The sequence below is a fragment of the Synechococcus sp. J7-Johnson genome (genome assembly GCF_024345795.1).
Classification (GTDB): Bacteria; Cyanobacteriota; Cyanobacteriia; order PCC-6307; family Cyanobiaceae; genus Regnicoccus_A.
In genome coordinates, this window is the sequence record NZ_JAGQBU010000001.1 from 83711 (window position 1) to 99374 (window position 15664).

General features: G+C 66.8%; 20 protein-coding genes. 11 read left to right on the forward strand and 9 right to left on the reverse strand.

Annotated elements, in window-relative coordinates; all coding sequences use genetic code 11:
• The first annotated feature begins 11 nt into the window (after window positions 1-11).
• From KBY93_RS00500 to KBY93_RS00510, 3 genes are all read left to right on the forward strand, one after another.
• Window positions 12-1196 carry an NAD(P)H-quinone oxidoreductase subunit H gene (locus KBY93_RS00500; RefSeq protein WP_255092251.1) on the forward strand — a complete coding sequence of 395 codons (1185 nt, stop codon included), beginning with the start codon at window positions 12-14 and terminating at the stop codon, window positions 1194-1196.
• A gap of 62 nt (window positions 1197-1258) precedes the next feature.
• On the forward strand, window positions 1259-1594 hold the full coding sequence (locus KBY93_RS00505) for a DUF2752 domain-containing protein (RefSeq protein WP_255092253.1): 336 nt from the start codon (window positions 1259-1261) through the stop codon (window positions 1592-1594).
• A gap of 46 nt (window positions 1595-1640) precedes the next feature.
• Window positions 1641-2126 (forward strand): thioesterase family protein, encoded by a 486-nt coding sequence (locus KBY93_RS00510; RefSeq protein WP_255092254.1) that lies wholly within the window; start codon window positions 1641-1643, stop codon window positions 2124-2126.
• A gap of 39 nt (window positions 2127-2165) precedes the next feature.
• On the opposite strand, the gene KBY93_RS00515 is transcribed toward KBY93_RS00510, so the two are convergent.
• The 6 genes from KBY93_RS00515 to menA are packed head-to-tail and all read right to left on the reverse strand — an operon-like array spanning window position 2166 to window position 6423.
• A complete protein-coding gene (locus KBY93_RS00515; protein ID WP_255092255.1) occupies window positions 2166-2402 on the reverse strand; it encodes a hypothetical protein in 237 nt (78 codons plus the stop codon).
• On the reverse strand, window positions 2402-2680 hold the full coding sequence (locus KBY93_RS00520; protein ID WP_094555159.1) for a TM2 domain-containing protein: 279 nt from the start codon (window positions 2678-2680) through the stop codon (window positions 2402-2404). Before KBY93_RS00520 ends, KBY93_RS00515 begins: the two co-directional genes overlap by 1 nt.
• Window positions 2681-2703: 23 nt before the next feature.
• On the reverse strand, window positions 2704-3987 hold the full coding sequence (locus tag KBY93_RS00525) for an AMP-binding protein (RefSeq protein ID WP_255092257.1): 1284 nt from the start codon (window positions 3985-3987) through the stop codon (window positions 2704-2706).
• A 17-nt stretch (window positions 3988-4004) separates the two neighbouring features.
• Window positions 4005-4310: a hypothetical protein gene (locus KBY93_RS00530; RefSeq protein ID WP_255092258.1), complete on the reverse strand. Its 306-nt coding sequence runs from the start codon at window positions 4308-4310 to the stop codon at window positions 4005-4007.
• 17 nt (window positions 4311-4327) lie between these two features.
• On the reverse strand, window positions 4328-5404 hold the full coding sequence (locus tag KBY93_RS00535) for an enolase C-terminal domain-like protein (protein ID WP_255092260.1): 1077 nt from the start codon (window positions 5402-5404) through the stop codon (window positions 4328-4330).
• Entirely contained in the window at window positions 5404-6423 is a 1020-nt protein-coding gene (menA, locus tag KBY93_RS00540) for a 2-carboxy-1,4-naphthoquinone phytyltransferase (RefSeq protein ID WP_255092261.1), read from the reverse strand. Before menA ends, KBY93_RS00535 begins: the two co-directional genes overlap by 1 nt.
• Window positions 6424-6498: 75 nt before the next feature.
• On the opposite strand from menA, the gene KBY93_RS00545 reads away from it, so the two are divergent.
• From KBY93_RS00545 to KBY93_RS00555, 3 genes are read left to right on the forward strand one after another with little or no spacing between them, the layout of a single operon-like run.
• Window positions 6499-7932 (forward strand): isochorismate synthase MenF, encoded by a 1434-nt coding sequence (locus KBY93_RS00545; RefSeq protein WP_255092262.1) that lies wholly within the window; start codon window positions 6499-6501, stop codon window positions 7930-7932.
• Window positions 7929-9665 (forward strand): cyclic nucleotide-binding and patatin-like phospholipase domain-containing protein, encoded by a 1737-nt coding sequence (locus KBY93_RS00550; RefSeq protein WP_255092263.1) that lies wholly within the window; start codon window positions 7929-7931, stop codon window positions 9663-9665. Before KBY93_RS00545 ends, KBY93_RS00550 begins: the two co-directional genes overlap by 4 nt.
• A gap of 5 nt (window positions 9666-9670) precedes the next feature.
• Entirely contained in the window at window positions 9671-9970 is a 300-nt protein-coding gene (locus tag KBY93_RS00555; RefSeq protein WP_255092264.1) for a DUF962 domain-containing protein, read from the forward strand.
• 44 nt (window positions 9971-10014) lie between these two features.
• On the opposite strand, the gene KBY93_RS00560 is transcribed toward KBY93_RS00555, so the two are convergent.
• The 3 genes from KBY93_RS00560 to grxC are packed head-to-tail and all read right to left on the reverse strand — an operon-like array spanning window position 10015 to window position 12375.
• On the reverse strand, window positions 10015-11043 hold the full coding sequence (locus KBY93_RS00560; protein ID WP_255092265.1) for a fatty acid desaturase: 1029 nt from the start codon (window positions 11041-11043) through the stop codon (window positions 10015-10017).
• A 46-nt stretch (window positions 11044-11089) separates the two neighbouring features.
• On the reverse strand, window positions 11090-12103 hold the full coding sequence (gshB, locus tag KBY93_RS00565; protein ID WP_255092266.1) for a glutathione synthase: 1014 nt from the start codon (window positions 12101-12103) through the stop codon (window positions 11090-11092).
• 2 nt (window positions 12104-12105) lie between these two features.
• Window positions 12106-12375 carry a glutaredoxin 3 gene (gene grxC, locus KBY93_RS00570; protein ID WP_094555199.1) on the reverse strand — a complete coding sequence of 90 codons (270 nt, stop codon included), beginning with the start codon at window positions 12373-12375 and terminating at the stop codon, window positions 12106-12108.
• 98 nt (window positions 12376-12473) lie between these two features.
• On the opposite strand from grxC, the gene prfB reads away from it, so the two are divergent.
• The 5 genes from prfB to KBY93_RS00595 all read left to right on the forward strand — a co-directional run bounded on the left by prfB (window position 12474) and on the right by KBY93_RS00595 (window position 15618).
• A protein-coding gene (gene prfB / locus KBY93_RS00575) for a peptide chain release factor 2 (protein WP_255092268.1) occupies window positions 12474-13599 on the forward strand; the annotation gives its coding sequence in 2 pieces (ribosomal slippage) (window positions 12474-12548 and window positions 12550-13599; 1125 coding nt in all).
• Between the two features lie 17 nt (window positions 13600-13616).
• Complete coding sequence (locus tag KBY93_RS00580) at window positions 13617-13844, forward strand: DUF3285 domain-containing protein (RefSeq protein ID WP_255092269.1); 228 nt, start codon at window positions 13617-13619, stop codon at window positions 13842-13844.
• Between the two features lie 50 nt (window positions 13845-13894).
• Window positions 13895-14404, forward strand: coding sequence for an rRNA maturation RNase YbeY (ybeY, locus tag KBY93_RS00585; RefSeq protein ID WP_255092270.1), 510 nt, complete (start codon window positions 13895-13897; stop codon window positions 14402-14404).
• A 135-nt stretch (window positions 14405-14539) separates the two neighbouring features.
• The gene (locus KBY93_RS00590; protein ID WP_255092271.1) at window positions 14540-14962 is read left to right on the forward strand and encodes a diacylglycerol kinase family protein; all 423 of its coding nucleotides are present in this window, start codon (window positions 14540-14542) and stop codon (window positions 14960-14962) included.
• A 23-nt stretch (window positions 14963-14985) separates the two neighbouring features.
• Window positions 14986-15618, forward strand: a complete 633-nt coding sequence (locus KBY93_RS00595; protein WP_255092272.1) for an aminodeoxychorismate/anthranilate synthase component II — start codon at window positions 14986-14988, stop codon at window positions 15616-15618.
• Window positions 15619-15664: the final 46 nt, after the last annotated feature.

Below are 15664 nucleotides of genomic sequence, written 5' to 3' on the forward strand. Positions count from 1 at the left end.
TCCACGGGCCCATGACGCAACTGGAAACGCGCACGGAGCCGATGGTGGTCAACTTCGGGCCGCACCACCCGTCGATGCACGGGGTGCTGCGCCTGGTGGTGACCCTCGATGGTGAAGACGTGGTGGATTGTGAGCCGGTGATCGGCTACCTGCACCGCGGCATGGAGAAGATCGCCGAGAACCGCACGAACGTGATGTTCGTGCCCTACGTGAGCCGCTGGGACTACGCGGCCGGGATGTTCAACGAGGCGATCACGGTCAACGCCCCCGAGAAGCTGGCCAGCATCCAGGTGCCGAAACGCGCCAGCTACATCCGGGTGCTGATGCTGGAGCTGAACCGCATCGCCAACCACCTGCTCTGGCTTGGCCCATTTCTCGCGGATGTGGGTGCCCAGACACCATTTTTCTATATCTTCCGAGAGCGGGAGATGATCTACGACCTCTGGGAAGCGGCCACCGGTCAGCGGCTGATCAACAACAACTATTTCCGCATCGGTGGCGTGGCGGCTGATCTGCCCTACGGCTGGCTGGAGAAATGCCTCGACTTCTGCGATTACTTCGGCCCGAAGATCGACGAATACGAGAAGTTGATCACCAATAACCCGATCTTCAAACGCCGCATCGAGGGACTGGGAGTGATCAGCCGGGAGATGGCGATCAACTGGAGCCTGTCGGGTCCGATGCTGCGCGCCTCCGGTGTGCCCTGGGATCTGCGAAAAGTTGACAAGTACGAGTGTTACGAAGACTTCGACTGGGACGTGGCCACGGAGCAGGAAGGTGACTGCTATGCCCGCTACCGGGTGCGGATCGAAGAAATGCGCCAGTCGCTGAAAATCCTGCGCCAAGCCTGCGAGGCCATTCCCGGCGGTCCCACCGAAAACCTCGAAGCCCGCCGCATGAGCGAAGGCAAGAAGAGCGAGTGGTACGGCTTCGATTATCAGTATGTAGCCAAGAAGGTGGCGCCGACCTTCAAGATTCCCGGCGGTGAGCTCTACGCCCGGGTGGAATCAGGCAAGGGTGAACTTGGGGTGTTCATCATGGGCAACGACGATGTGACCCCCTGGCGCTGGAAGATCCGCGCCGCTGATTTCAACAATCTGCAGATCCTCCCCCACATCCTCACCGGGGCCAAGGTGGCCGACATCATGGCAATCCTGGGCTCGATCGATGTGATCATGGGTTCGGTGGACCGCTGAGTTCGTTCTTCTCCCGGCTGCGTCAAGCCGGCTTCCTGCTGCCGGCTGGCCTGACCGGCTACATGTGGTTGAAGGGCGGCAATTCGGCCCTGCCAGGATTCGGTTGTCCGCTGAGGGCCCTCACGGGCATCCCGTGCCCCAGCTGCTTCCTCACCCGCGCCACCTGCGCCAGCCTGCGTGGCCAGTGGTCTGAGGCACTTGATCTGCACGCGTTCGGACCGATCGCGGCCGCAGCCCTCGTGGTGTGGTCTCTCGAGGCGATCCGCCAGCGTCATCTGGTGCCCCACTGGCTCAGGGGCTGGCAGGTGGTCACCGCCACGGCGGCCTTGCTGGGCTACTGGAGCCTGCGGCTGCTGCTCCACTACGGCCTGGGCATCACCGCCTTCCCATCTGGGTGAGCTTTCTTGGTGAGCCGGTTGGCCGCACGGCTGCCAGCATGCCTTCATGGCGCCTTCCGGCTGGCTGCAGCACCTGCGAACCGTGCGCTTCGGTGACACGGACGCGGCCGGCGTGATGCATTTCCACCAGCTGCTGCGCTGGTGCCATGAGGCCTATGAGGAGAGTCTCGAAACGTTTGGCCTTCCATCCGCGGCCATCTTTCCCAGCCCCAGCTGGGACGCCCCCTGCACAGGCAGTACCGATTCCAGCTCTGCGCAAGCGGCCTTGCCGATCGTGCACTGCAGCGCCGACTACCTGGCCCCGCTGGTGTGCGGCGACCGGCTGACGGTCAGCCTCAGCCCTCAACAGCTCGATGCCGGATCGTATGAGGTGAGCTACATCTTCACCAAGCTGGAGGCGGCCAGTCGTCCTGCAGCCCTGGGGCTCACCCGCCATGTGGCCATCGACCCCATCAGTCGCCGCCGCTGCGATCTGCCCGGCCCGATCAAGCGCTGGCTAGAGGCCTCGGCCAGCGGGATTTCAGCGTCCTGATCCCAGGATCAAGGCCGGAGCCGACGCCTAACGATCCAGTCAGAGGATCGGTGGCCTGCGGGAGAGCGCCCAGAGCAGGGCCGCCAGCTGCAACGGGAGCAGGCTGGCCACCAGGGTGAGCGGATGGAAGCCATCCTCCACCGCCACCCCCGCCAGGGAGAAACTCACCGAGGCCGCCATAGCGATGAGCAGGGTCAGGCCGAGGCGGCCGGAGAGCCCGGGTGCCCGCAGATTGAGGGTCCCAGCCTTCGCTGGGATGGGGCCGCGGCCAGCCATCAGAACCACTCCTTCTTGGCGTCGATGTAGGTGGCCTTGAACTCTTCTGGGGTCTTGGTGAGGTAGATGATCCCCTCCACCAAGCCGATCACCCCCATAACAAAACTGGCGATGCCACAGGTGACCACACCACCGGCAACAGACACCACCAGCATGATCACGCCCGATGTGGTGTAGCCGAGCACGAACTTGTGGATCCCGAAGGCACCCAGAAAGATTCCCAGCAGCCCCGCAGCGAGCTTTTTGTTGGAGAGTTCCGGATCAGCGGACGAGGTCATTCAGAGGGCGCGACTGTCCAGCTTTAGCGGACTTCAGCGGCAGCGTCATCGGCGCCGGCTCCTCCGTCACAGGACTGGAGCAGCCAGCGGCTCCAGCGCCCCCGCTCCCACTTGCCCAGGACGTTGGGGGCAAGGTCAGGGCAGGCCAGCCAGTGTTGGGGGCGCTGGGAGGGGGGAAGCCGTTGGGCCAGCCGCTGGCAATGGGCGATGAGGGCCGCCGTGGTGGCGGTGGACGCCTCAGGCCCTGGCGCTGGTGACCCTGAGGCCCCGCCATGACGCACCAGGGCCACCAGGCGCTCGCCCCAGAGGGGATCACGGCAGGGCAGCAGCAGCAACTGTTCCAGGGGCAGCTCCTCCGCCCTGGCCCAGCCCATCAGCCGAGCCTCCACCTGCTCAGGGAAGACGGTTTCACCGCCGCTGCTGATCGCCCCATCCAACCGCCCCAGAATTTCCAGCCCAGCGGGGCCGAAGCGAGCCCCATCGCCACTGCACCACCAACCCTCCTGCCGCTCCAGGGGCTGCAGCTGCCCGGCCTCCAGGCAGCCCGGGCTGAGGCGTTTCGTGCGCACCAGCAGAGCACCACCTGGGTCAAGCCGCAGCTCCACATCGGCCAGCGCCCGGCCACACCCCCCATGCCCCTCCAGGAAACGCTCCGGAGGCAGGGCCGCTACCATCGCGGCGGTTTCGCTGGCGCCATAACAGGGCGAGAGCGGGATCTCAGCCGCCCGGGCCCGGGCGGCCAACTCGCTGGATAGCGCCGCGCCTCCCACCCAGACCACGGCGCAGCCACGCAGCCAGGCGCAGCCCTCCGCTGCGGCCAGCAGCCGCTCCAGCTGGATGGGCACCAGGGAGAGCAGCGCCGGACGGTCGGCTGGAAGGGGAAACGCCGCCGCCAGATCCTCGGGCCGGCGCATCAGCTCCGGCGGCAGCCGGCGCCAGGACGTCCCCCAGACCCGGCTGCGCACCAGGGGCAGCAGACCGCTGACGTGATGAAGCGGCAGGGGGTTGAGCTGCAGCGTCGCTGAGGGATCCAGCCCGATCGATTGCAACCACTGGCCAGTGGCGCAAGCTGAGGCCTCCAGGTGGGCCAGGGGCTGCAGGCACCAGCGGCGACCTCCGGCACTGCCGCCACTGCCCACCACCACTCCGGCTCCGCTCAGGACTGATCCGGCCAAAGCGGCGCCGAGCAGGTCCTGCTCCTGCTCGGCGCAGAGGCCCACCAGCCGCTGCTCACGCCAGGCCTGCTCAAGCCGTGCCACCAGCACCTCGGCCGGCTCGGCGCTGGTGAGCAGCAGAGGAGAACCCATCAGCGACGATCCCGCGTTCAGTCCTGCAGTGCGCGGCGGGCGGCCATCCCCGCCTCCACAGCGGTGACAGCAGCGAGCAGCAGCAGGCCAATTAGACCAACAAGCTGTTGGCGCGGATCGGCCTGGGAGCCCAGCTCCACTCCATCCCGCTGGCCCAGCACCAGGCCGAGCACAAACCAGCCGGTGCTCAAGGCCGAGGTGATCCAGTAGGCCCGCCAGCGACGTTGATAGATGTAGCCGGTGCCCAGGCCCGGCACCAGGTTGAGGACCACGGCCACCCAGGGGGCCGAGGCCGCCAGGGTGTCCTGCTTGCTGAGGCTCATCGCAGTGGCGGTTTCGTTCACGCCAACTCTGGCGGCTCCAGCCAACGCCCGGCGGCCGCCGCCCAGACCAGCTCGGGGTCGGAACTGGCCAGATCGCCGCTGGCGCCCCAGCCCGGGGCCAGACCCGGCGCCGCGGGGGTGGGTCCACCTGCCTGGAGAGCGGCCAGCTGGTTCAGCCAGCGGCGGCCGATGCCGGTCTCGAAGCCCGTGCTGAGCATCAGCCGGGGCACCCCTGCCCGCAACTGCGCCAGCAGGGGCCTGGGGTCTCCCTCCTGGGAGGGCCGTCGCACCTGCCAACCGCCCCAGCTGCGGCGCAGACCCGGATCCTGCGCCAGCGACTCATCCAGGGCCACCGGCAGGGCCGGGGGGCCAGCCGCCAGGGCGAGCAGACCGGCGCGATCGGCGGGAGCCAGCGGTTGCTCCAGCCACTCCAGGCGAGCCTCAGCGGCAAGCCGCGCGCCCCAGGCCGCAGCTGTGGGGCGCGCCCAGCCCCCATTGGCATCCAGGCGGAGTCTGGCCCCGCTCGGCAAGCGCTCCAGCAGCAGCTCCAGCAACTGACGCTCCTGAATGTCATCCGTAGCCGCCACTTTCCACTTCAACGTGAGGGGGAGACCGCCGGGCTGAGCTGGCTGGCTGTGCTGGTGGCTATCCAGGATCCGCTCCAGGGCAGATAACAGCGGCGGCCCTGCCGGCAGAAGCCACGCAGAGGCTGGCGGCGGCAGCCACCCCCCGGCGGCGGGCCCCACCAGCCCCTGGATCTCGCCCAGGGCGGCTCCGAGGGCAAAGGCCAGCGCCGCCGGCATGGCCGGCAGGCGCGCCTCCAACTCCTGGCACTCGATCGTGGGACCCAGGGCTTCCACGGCCCTGGCAATGCTGACCAGCTCCGGGCCCTCAGCTCCTTGATCGGCGCCCGACGGCAGCGGGGCCGCCTCCCCCCAGCCCTGATCGAGCACCGGCGCAGGCCCCCTATCTCCCCCAGCCAGCACCTTGAGCCTCAGCAGCCAGCCGCGCTTGCTCTTCAGGGTGCCCCGACCGGTGACAAGAGGCGAAGGCAGAGTCAGTTCAAAGGGCCGCCAGTGCAGGCCCAGGGTCATCACAGCGGCAGCCAGGGGCCGATCGCCAGGCCCAGCGCCAGGCCCAGACCATTGAATGCCTGGAAGCGCAGGGCCAGGAACTTGCTGCCGGCAATCCGCTCAGGTGTGTCGTGGTGCTCGCGCAGCAGCTGGATCAGGCCCCTGGCTGAAGGCAGGCCCACTATCCCCAGCAGGGCCGTCAGGGGCCAGCGCCCCAGAAGCACCGGTGCCCACTGCAGGGCCAGGCTCAGGGCGATGAACCAGGGCACCAGGGCCGCGGCGCCGGCCGTGCCCAGCTTCACCACCGGCGAGCGTTTGCCATGGCTGGCGTCCTGTTCCACCTGGTGGAAATGGGAGCAGAACAGCACCAGGGTGGTCGCCAGGGCGGGTCCGCTGCCGAGCAGCAGGGCCGCTTTCCATGGGATGGCAGCGACAGGTACCTGCTCAACCAGCCCGGCGCCGGCCGTGGGCGCCAGCGCAAGCAGGGCGGCTGCGGTGGCCAGCGGGCCGAAGGCGAGCCAGCAGAGTGGTTCGCCCAGGCCGCGGTAGCTCAGCCTCAGGGGTGGCCCCTGGTAGGCGTAGCCGAGCGCGCAGCAGCCCAGCACCAGCGCCAGCACCAAGGGAGTGCTGCGGGCCGCCACCAGGGCGAACAGCGCCAGTCCCAGTGCCAGGAAACCATTGGCGAGCTGGGCCACCCGGTCGCGGCGGCCGGTGAGATTCACAAGGGAATGGGGCTTGCCGAGCCGGTCCACGCCGGTATCGGCATCGAAGACATCGTTGGCCAGGTTCTCCCAGCCCAGCAGCAGCACCGCCGCCAGCAGGAAAGCCAGCAGCTGATCGAGGCGAGGTGCCTGGCCCTGGCCGGTCCACCAGCCCGCAGCCAGCAGCACCGGCATCACCGCCACCGAATACATCGGCCATTTGATCGCAGCTTTCCAGAGACGGCGGCGGGACGGGTCGTGAGAGCGCCCCCCGGGCGACAGGTCACCGGCGGAGTCCCCATCGGCGTAACGGCTTGCGACGACCTGGGGGTCGGACATGGGCAGCGGGGACGGCGGACCGGGAAGCACCCATACATTTGAGCAGCTTTCCTGGCCACCGCCGCCATCGTCCTGGTGCAGGTCGTTCCCTCCTTCACCGAACTGCTCGCCGCCGCCGCCCAGGGGGCACGGCAGCTGGAGGACGAGGGCGTACTCAGCCTGGCGCTGCCCATGCCCTGCCGGGATCCCCTGGCGCTACTCCCCCACCTCGATGACGGGGGACGCTTCCGCTTTCTCTGGGACGGCGCGCCCGGGCTCTGTCTGGCGGCCAGCGGCAGCACCCACCGCCTGGAGCTGAGCGGACCGAGGCGTTTCGAACTGGCCCAGCGCTTCAGCGCCATGAGCCTCAGCCGCCTGGGGCAACAGCCCCAGACCGTTCCGCCCCTGGCCAGGCCGAGGGTGCTGCTGGCCTTCTCCTTTTTCGACAGTCCCCTGCAGGAGGGCAGCGGCGCCGTTGCCGGCGTGCAGGCCGTGCTGCCCCGCTGGCAGCTGAGCCGTCAGGGACGCCATTGCTGGCTGCGGCTGCAGCGCTGCATCGGCGGAGAGGTCACCCCCCGGGGCGTGGCCGAGGAGCTCTGGGAGCGGGCCCAGCTGCTGAGCCGGCTGCCGGCCGAAGACGAAGCCGGTCTGCCAAGCACCAGCGGGGTGGGCATCACCAGCCGCTCCTGTTGGGAGAGCGACTACCGCGAGGCGGTGCGTCAGGCCCTGGGCCTGGTGGAAAGCGGCGCCCTGCGCAAGCTGGTGGTCGCGGTGCGCCAGCAGGTGGGGCTGGATCAGCCGCTCGAGCCCCTGGAGTTGCTGGCCCGCCTGCGTAGCAACCAACCCGGCAGCTGCCGCTTCCTCTGGCAGCAGCGACCCGGCGATGCCCTGATCGGAGCGTCCCCCGAGCGGTTGCTGGCGGTGCGCCAGGGGCAGCTGCGCTGCGATGCCCTGGCAGGCACCGCCCCCCTGGGACCACCGGCCGAGCAGCTCACCCATTCGGTCAAGGACCGGCACGAGCATGAACTGGTGGTGGAAGCGATCACCCGGGTGCTCTCGGAGGCTGGACTGACGCCACGGCGGCCCCGCCACCCCAGACTGGCCAGACACGGCAAGCTGGTCCATCTGCACACCCCCATCACCGCCGCCCTGATGGAGCACCAGCCCCTGGCCCTGGCCGAGGCCCTGCATCCCACCCCGGCGGTGGCCGGATTGCCGCGGCGGGAGGCGATGGCCTGGCTACGCAGCCTCGAACCGTTCGAGAGAGGCCACTACGCCGCACCGATCGGCTGGATCGACAGTGCCGGCGATGCCGAGCTGAGAGTGGCGATCCGCAGTGGTCGCCTGCAGGGCCACCAGCTGGAACTCACCGCCGGCGCCGGTCTGGTGCGCGGCTCAGAGCCGGAGCAGGAACTCCAGGAAGTGGCACTGAAGCTGGGGGTCCTGCAGCAGCAGCTCAATCTTCCGCTCGAATCCCCAATCCAGCGGGGTGGCCAACCTCAGGGCGAGCGAGCGTCCTGGTGGGGATGAGCGACCTGTCCCCAGAGGAGCGCCTCCAGCAGGTGTTTGCCAGCTCCCGACTGTTCCGTACCATCCCGCCCGAGTGCCTCGAGGCCCTGAATCCACTTCCGCTCAGCCTCTTGGAGGGGCAGCTGCTTTTCCAGGAAGGGGACGCCGCCAAGCTTGCCTATGTGATCGAGTCGGGCATCCTCGGACTGTTCAACGGCCCCCTGAGCCCAAGCACGGCCTGGTTCCGGAAAGTGGTGCGCGGTGATCTGGTGGGGGAATACGGACTGCTGGGCGATGAGCCACGGTCCGCATCGGCGATCGCACTCACCGATCTGAACGTTTTTGGCTTCAACCTGGAGAATCTGCGCCAGCTGCTCTCCCTCTCCGAAGAACTCCAATCGCTGCTGATCACAACCCTGGCTGATGCGGCCTCGATCGGACGTGACCCGCGGCGATCTGCCCTGGGCACGATCCTGATTCACAACGCCAGCCCAGACTCCCCCCTCACCAAGCTGGTCCTGGAGGGGTTGCCTGAGGAACTGATCAGTCTTGGCGCCGGTGAGATCTCACTGGGTGAAGGTCCCCTTCTCAGCCCCTTCACCAATGAAGCCGACCTCCACCTGGCACTGACCCAGGCCACCGGAGCGGGATTGAGCCGGGTGTTCCTCACACAGGCTCCAGAGCTGCTGAGCTCCCGTAATCAGAAGCTTCTCGACCGCCTGGTGATTCTCACGGACGGGACTGCGGATCACATCCAGATTCCCGATCCGACCAAAGCGGATTGCATCCTGGTCCGGCTCTGGCCGAGCGATCAGGAGCGCCCCTGCACGAAACCCTGGGGCGGTGGCAGGCGCGTCTCCTTCGTGCTCAATGTCCTATCCGGCCAGCGCAGCCATCTGCAGCGGCTGGCCCGAACGGTGCTGCGTCGTCAGAATGTGCTGGTGCTCGGCGGGGGTGGGGCCAGGGGATTTGCCCATGTGGGAACAATCGCCGCACTGCAGGAGTGCAAGGCCCTTGACATCGACATGGTGATGGGGGTGAGCATCGGAGCGCTGGTGTCATCGCTGGCCGCATTCGATCTCAAGGCCGAGGAGATTCTTGGCCACCTTGAGCGGGTGATCATCCGTTCACGGCCCTACTCACTGACCCTTCCACGGCAAGCACTCTTCTCCCTGGCCAATTCAGAACGAGAACTCAGGGCCTTCTTCGGCCCCTCGCGAATCGAAGACAGTTGGCTGGTGCTGCAGTGCTTCTCCACCAACCTATCCACCAATCAGCTGCAGGGCTGGACCAGCGGCGACATCCCCACCGCCGTGCTGGCCAGCATGTCGGTGCCAGGGATCTTCCCGCCGGTGGAAGATGCCACAGGACACCTGCATGTGGACGGAGGGATCCTGAGCAATCTGCCGATCGCTCCAGCCCGTGCTCTCACCGACGGACGGATCATTGCGGTGTCGCTGGATGTGGAGCCGGATTCTGCCAATAACTATGGTCCGGATCGCCAGCGGCGACGCCCATCACTGGCTAAAACCCTGATCAATTCGATGATGTGTGCCTCCCATTCAACATCCCAATCTCAGGAACGGTTAGCCGATCTTGTTCTCAGGCCGGAGATTGGGCACATTCCGTTTCTGGAGTGGAAAAGTTATCTCCAGAGTTTCGAGGCTGGTTACAACCATGCCCGTGAGAGCCTCTCCTCCTGGTCTGGCCGTGAGGCGGTAGCCAAACCACCCTCCCAGGATTCGACGCCCTGATCACGATGCTGAACGGACAACCCTGGAGCGAATGGATCAATCGCTATGAGCGGAGCCATCGCCACCCTCTGAACCGCTCCTGCCATCTCATCGGCATCCCTTTGATAGTGATCTCCCTGGTGGTCGCGGCCCTGGCCATCTGGTGGCCTGGACTTGGTGTCCCTGCCCTGGCGCTGTTCCTGGCCGGATGGGCTTTGCAGTTCGCCGGTCACGCTGTGGAGGGAACCCTGCCTGAATTCCTGGGCAACCCTCGCTTTCTGCTGGTGGGGGTCCGTTGGTGGGTGCAGGCCATCAGGGGAAACTGACCAGCCGCCTTGAGACCTCAGATGAGCCTTGAGCCAACCAACGATCAAAGCAGGAGAGCCACGCCCTCCGCATAGCTGTTGAGCTTCGGCAGGGGAGGATGACCGTTGCGAGCGAGCACCGCTTCCGCTATGGGTGTGGCCTGGGGCAGCTTGTCGTAGGGGATGGAAGGGTAGGCGTGGTGAAGAGAGTGATGGGGCAGACCTCCCATCAACAGATTCACCAGAGGACTGGCTGCAATGTTGCGCGAGCTGTAGAGCTGGGTGAGTTCATAGGTGGAAAACCGCTTCCAGATTCCATGGTGTTCAATCATCCCGCGCACCTGCATCAGAGCGCCCACCACCCGCTCCACAACCACCAGCATCAACAGCAACTTGATCAGCTGGCCATGGCCGATCGCCCAGGTGAACATCGCGGCCTGCACCACCAGGATCCCGATCCCATCGCTGACCAGGCCTCCCATCAGCCTCGAATGGCTATCGCGCAGCTTCCAGCCGAACCAGAACATGGAGCCAATCAACTGGATGCCGCCTAGCACCAGCACGCTCAGCCAGAAGGGATGGCTGAAATGGAGCCGCCGCCACCAACCGGCCCTGGCCAGTTCCTCTTCGGATGGTTCACGTCGTTCCGGATCGCGGAGATCCATCCCGTTCATGCGGTGGTGAAGCTGATGGAGATTGCGGTACGTGCGATAAGGCCAGGCCACTGGCCAGCTCAGGGCGCATCCCAATGCCTGCTCAGCGCTGCCGAGATCGAGCAGGCTGGCATGGCTGATGTCGTGGGTGCTGATCATCACGAAGGCATAGAACACCGCCGCCGACAGCAACCAGAGAACAGCCAAAGGCAGATACGGTTCACGGATATACATGACGAGGCAGGCCAGGGCCGGCAGCAGCAACAGCAGCAGCCGGCACCAGCCAAGTGCACGATTCACCTTGAACAGGGGCTGAACCGCATCCTCGATCTCTTCGGTCATCAGCCGATCAGCCCGCCGACTTGCCCCCTTCGTGGCGTCATCCTGGCTCGTGACAGTGTCGCCCTGCTGGGAGTTGAGCGGAAGGGAATCGGAGATCATCGGTCCCGCGCGGGAGGATTGAACCGCAGAGTAGTTCGAGTTTCAGTCAGCTTGCCAGCAGCGCCTCGATGGTCAGATCCGCCAGGGGCACCCCCCCCAGCCGCTCGATCTCACGTACGCCCGTGGGGCTGGTCACGTTGATCTCACTGAGGCGGTCGCCGATCACATCGATGCCAACGAAGAAAAGCCCAGCCTCGCGCAGGGCCGGGGCCAGCTCGGCACAGATGCGGCGCTCGGCATCGGTGAGGGAGGTGGCTTCGGGCTCCCCACCCACAGCCAGGTTGCTGCGGAACTCTCCAGGCAAGGGGCGGCGGTTCACGGCACCGAGCGGTTCACCGTTCACCAGCAGGATGCGCTTGTCGCCGGCCACCACTTCCGGCAGGAAGGCCTGGGCCATCACCGGCAGCTGGCCCTGGTTGGTTACCAGCTCCAGCAGGGCCCGTAATCCCGGCGCCCGCGCCTCGCTGCGCACCACCCCCTGACCGGCACGTCCGCTGAGGGGCTTGAGCACCACCTCGCCGTGCTCGGCGGCAAAGGCAGAGAGCTGGTCGATGTTGCCGCTCACAAGGGTTGGCGCCATCAGGTGGCTGAAACGCAGGGAACCGAGCTTCTCGTTCCAGGCCCGGAGGGAGGCCGGCCGGTTGAGCACCCTCACCCCAGCTGGCTCGGCCAGCTCCAGCAGATGGGTGGCGTAGAGGTAGGCCTCATCAACGGGCGGATCCTTGCGCATCCACACCCAGGGGAAGGCGTCGAGCGGCATCCGCTCAGGTTCCCCCAGCTCCACCCACGGCTCGGGAATATCCCAACCAGCCGCAGTGGGGCGAATCTGGGCGAGGCGGGCGGCCTGGGCCAGCACCGTGGGGCGGTGACCCGGCTCAGTGGCGTCGGCTCGCTGCCCTTCCACCGCCAGATCGGCCAGGCTGCAGATCCAGACCTGATGGCCGGCACGCTGGGCCGCCTGCATCAGGGCAACGCTCGAGTCTTTACCCGGGCGCAGACGCTGGACCGGATCAACGAGAAAGAGGTGGGAGCGGCTGGCGGCCTCGGCGCGACTCGGCACCCTCAGGCCCCTTGCAGCAACGGATCGAGCCGGCCAGCTCGCTCCAGGGAATGGAGTTCATCGCAGCCGCCGATGCCCCGATCGTCGATGAAGATCTGGGGGAGGCTGGAGCGGCCTTCAGCCCGCTGAGCCATGGCGGCACGGGCTGCCTGATCGCCATCGATGGCGTATTCCTCGTAGGCCACACCCTTGCGATCGAGCAGGGCCTTGGCCCGGACGCAGAAGGGGCAGAACCGCCAGGTATAGATCTCGACCTTCGCCGGTGTGTTCACCACAATCGACCAACTACACGGCAATGGCGGGATCCTAGAAGCCTCTCCAGTGGCCCAGTCCCGCTGATACGGTCGGGAAAACCGTTGGGCAGCAGCAAGTGCTCGATCTCACCGACTTCAAGCGCGACCTCTCCGAGCTCACCGACCGCCTGGGCCATGCCCAGGACTGTCTTTGACGTACCGGCCCTGAACGCGCGTCAGCAGGACCTGGAGCAGCTGGCCTCCCAGCCCGACTTCTGGGACGACCAGCAGCAGGCACAGAAGCAGATGCGCCAGCTCGATGAGGTGAAGGCACAGCTGGAGCAGCTGCAGCAGTGGCGAACCGCTGTGGAGGATGCCCGCGCCATCCTCGAGCTCTACGACCTGGAGCCCGACGAAGAATTGCTGGATGAGGCCAATGGCGGCCTGCAGAAGCTCAAGGCCGAGCTCGATCGCTGGGAGCTGGAGCGACTTCTGAGCGGCATCTACGACAAGGAGGGCGCCGTGATCTCGATCAATGCCGGCGCCGGCGGCACCGACGCCCAGGACTGGGCCCTGATGCTGATGCGGATGTACACCCGCTGGGCCGAGGACCACGGCATGAAGGTGTCCGTGGATGAGCTCTCGGAAGGGGAGGAAGCGGGCATCAAGAGCTGCACGATCGAGATCGACGGCCGCTACGCATACGGCTACCTGCGCAACGAGAAGGGCACCCACCGGCTGGTGCGGATCTCGCCGTTCAACGCCAACGACAAACGGCAGACCAGCTTCGCCGGTGTCGAGGTGATGCCAAAGCTCGACGAGGAGGTCAAGCTCGACATCCCCGACAAGGACCTGGAGATCACCACCTCCCGCTCCGGCGGAGCCGGCGGCCAGAACGTCAACAAGGTGGAGACAGCGGTGCGCATCCTGCATGTGCCCACCGGCCTGGCGGTGCGCTGCACCCAGGAGCGCTCCCAGCTCCAGAACAAGGAGAAGGCGATGGCTCTGCTGATGGCCAAGCTGATGGTGATCGCACAGGAGCAGCGCGCCTCCGAGATCGCCGACATCCGCGGCGACATCGTTGAGGCCGCCTGGGGCAACCAGATCCGCAACTATGTGTTTCACCCTTACCAGATGGTCAAGGATCTGCGCACCGCCGTGGAAACCACCGATGTGCAGGGGGTGATGGATGGCGACCTCGATCCCTTCATCCAGGCGCTGCTGCGCCAGGGTGTGGAGATCGCCGCCGATGTGGCCGCCTGAGCCCTGCGCATGCCCCGATGACTGAAAGCAGCAACCCAGACACCAGCCCAGCCGAAGCCAACCTCTCGGAATCCACTCCCACGCAGGGAGCTACCAGCCCACCGCCCAGCTTCGTGAAGCTGGCGATGCGCAACATGGTGCGCAAGGGCCGCCAGAGCCTGCTTCATTTCGGCCTCACCGCCGTGGGATTCAGCGCCGTTCTGCTGCTGCTGGCCTGGTTCGGCCGGCCCAGCCTGCCTCAGTGACCTCGATTAGTCGCCCTGGCCTCGACCTGGCCTTCAGCTGTGATGAGCAGTTGAGCCAAAAGCTACTGGAGGCGGCTGGCCCCCTCGCCGACCCTGCCAGGGCTGATGGGCAGTGGCTTGATCTGCTGGCGGCCTGGCTGGAGCAGATGCAGCCCGAGTTGCCGGAATCTCTGCGGGCGAGGGCCTACAGCCTGGGGCTGAGCCTGGTGGGCGACGGGGAAATGACCGAGCTCAACGAAAGCTGGCGGAGTCAGGAAGGCCCCACCGACGTGCTGGCCTTCGCCGCCCAGGACGAGGGGCTGGAGGGAGCCCCGGCGATGCCGAAACTGCCGGCGCCTGAGCCAGATCAAGAGGAGCCCCTGGAGCTGGGCGACATCGTGATCTCCCTGGAGACGGCTGCCCGCCAGGCTGAGACGGCGGGCGTGAGCCTGGCACGGGAGCTGCGCTGGCTGGCCAGCCACGGCCTGCTCCACCTGCTGGGCTGGGACCACCCCGACGATGCCCGCCTGGAGGCCATGCTGCGCCGCCAGGATCAGCTGCTGGCTGGGCTCCGCCTGTAGCGACGGCAGCTAGCCCCCTGGACGACAGCGGTAACGTTCAGCCCGGATGCCCGATGCGGCGGAACGCAAGGAGGAGGAAGCAGCATGGTTAACCCGGTCCCTCTTGAACCGGTGCTCCTTGCGCTGGCGGATCCCATGAACAGCGACTCCCCTCGACGGGGGCGCGGCCAACGAAGTGGGGCCTGGCGTGTGGCCGGCGACCTGCCGCTGAGCTTTCGCTATGCCGCCCAGGGCCTGGCCTACGGCTTCACAAGCCAGCGCAACTTCCGCATCCATGCGATCACCGGCGGCTGCGTCTTCGCACTCGGGGTGTGGCTGCAGCTGAGCACCGAGCAGCTGGCACTGCTGGTGCTCACTGTGGCGGCAGTCCTGGTGCTGGAGCTGATCAACACGGCGATCGAGTCGGTGGTGGATCTGGCCATCGGCCGCCGCTTCCATCCCCTGGCCCGCATCGCCAAGGACTGCGCAGCCGCGGCCGTGCTGGTGGCCGCAGCTGCCTCCCTGCTGATCGCCGCCCTGCTGCTGCTGCCGCCCCTGCTCCTGCGCCTGGGCGTTTGAATGGAGGCCTGGCGGCTGGCCTGATGCTCCTGGTTCTCGACAACTACGACAGCTTCACCTTCAACCTGGTGCAGTACCTCGGTGAACTGGCGACGGAGCACCCGATCGCCGCCGATCTGCGGGTGGAGCGCAACGATGCCCTCAGCGTGGATCAGATCAGAGCCCTGGAGCCAGCGGCCATATTGATCTCACCTGGCCCGGGCGACCCCGACCAGGCCGGGATCTGCCTCGATGTGCTGCGGGAGCTGGGACCAACCGTGCCGACCCTGGGGGTATGCCTGGGGCACCAGTGCCTGGCCCAGGTGTTCGGCGGCCGGGTGGTTCGAGCCGATGAGCTGATGCACGGCAAGACCTCCCCTGTGCTGCATGGAGGACAAGGGGTGTTCGCCGGCCTGCCCAGCCCGCTCACAGCCACCCGCTACCACAGCCTGATCGCGGAGAGGGCCAGCCTGCCCTCAGAGCTGGAGATCACCGCCTGGCTGGAAGACGGCACGATCATGGGTCTGCGCCACCGCCACTTCCCGCTCGAAGGCGTGCAGTTTCACCCGGAGAGCGTGCTCACCCAGGACGGTCACCGGCTGCTGGCCAACTTCCTGCGCCAGGCGGCCCAGCACCAGCAACCCAGCGCCAGACCCCTCACCGGAACTCCCTCCTGAAAGCCTCCATGCCAACGCTGCTAGGTTCGCGCCACGATCAGCGCCT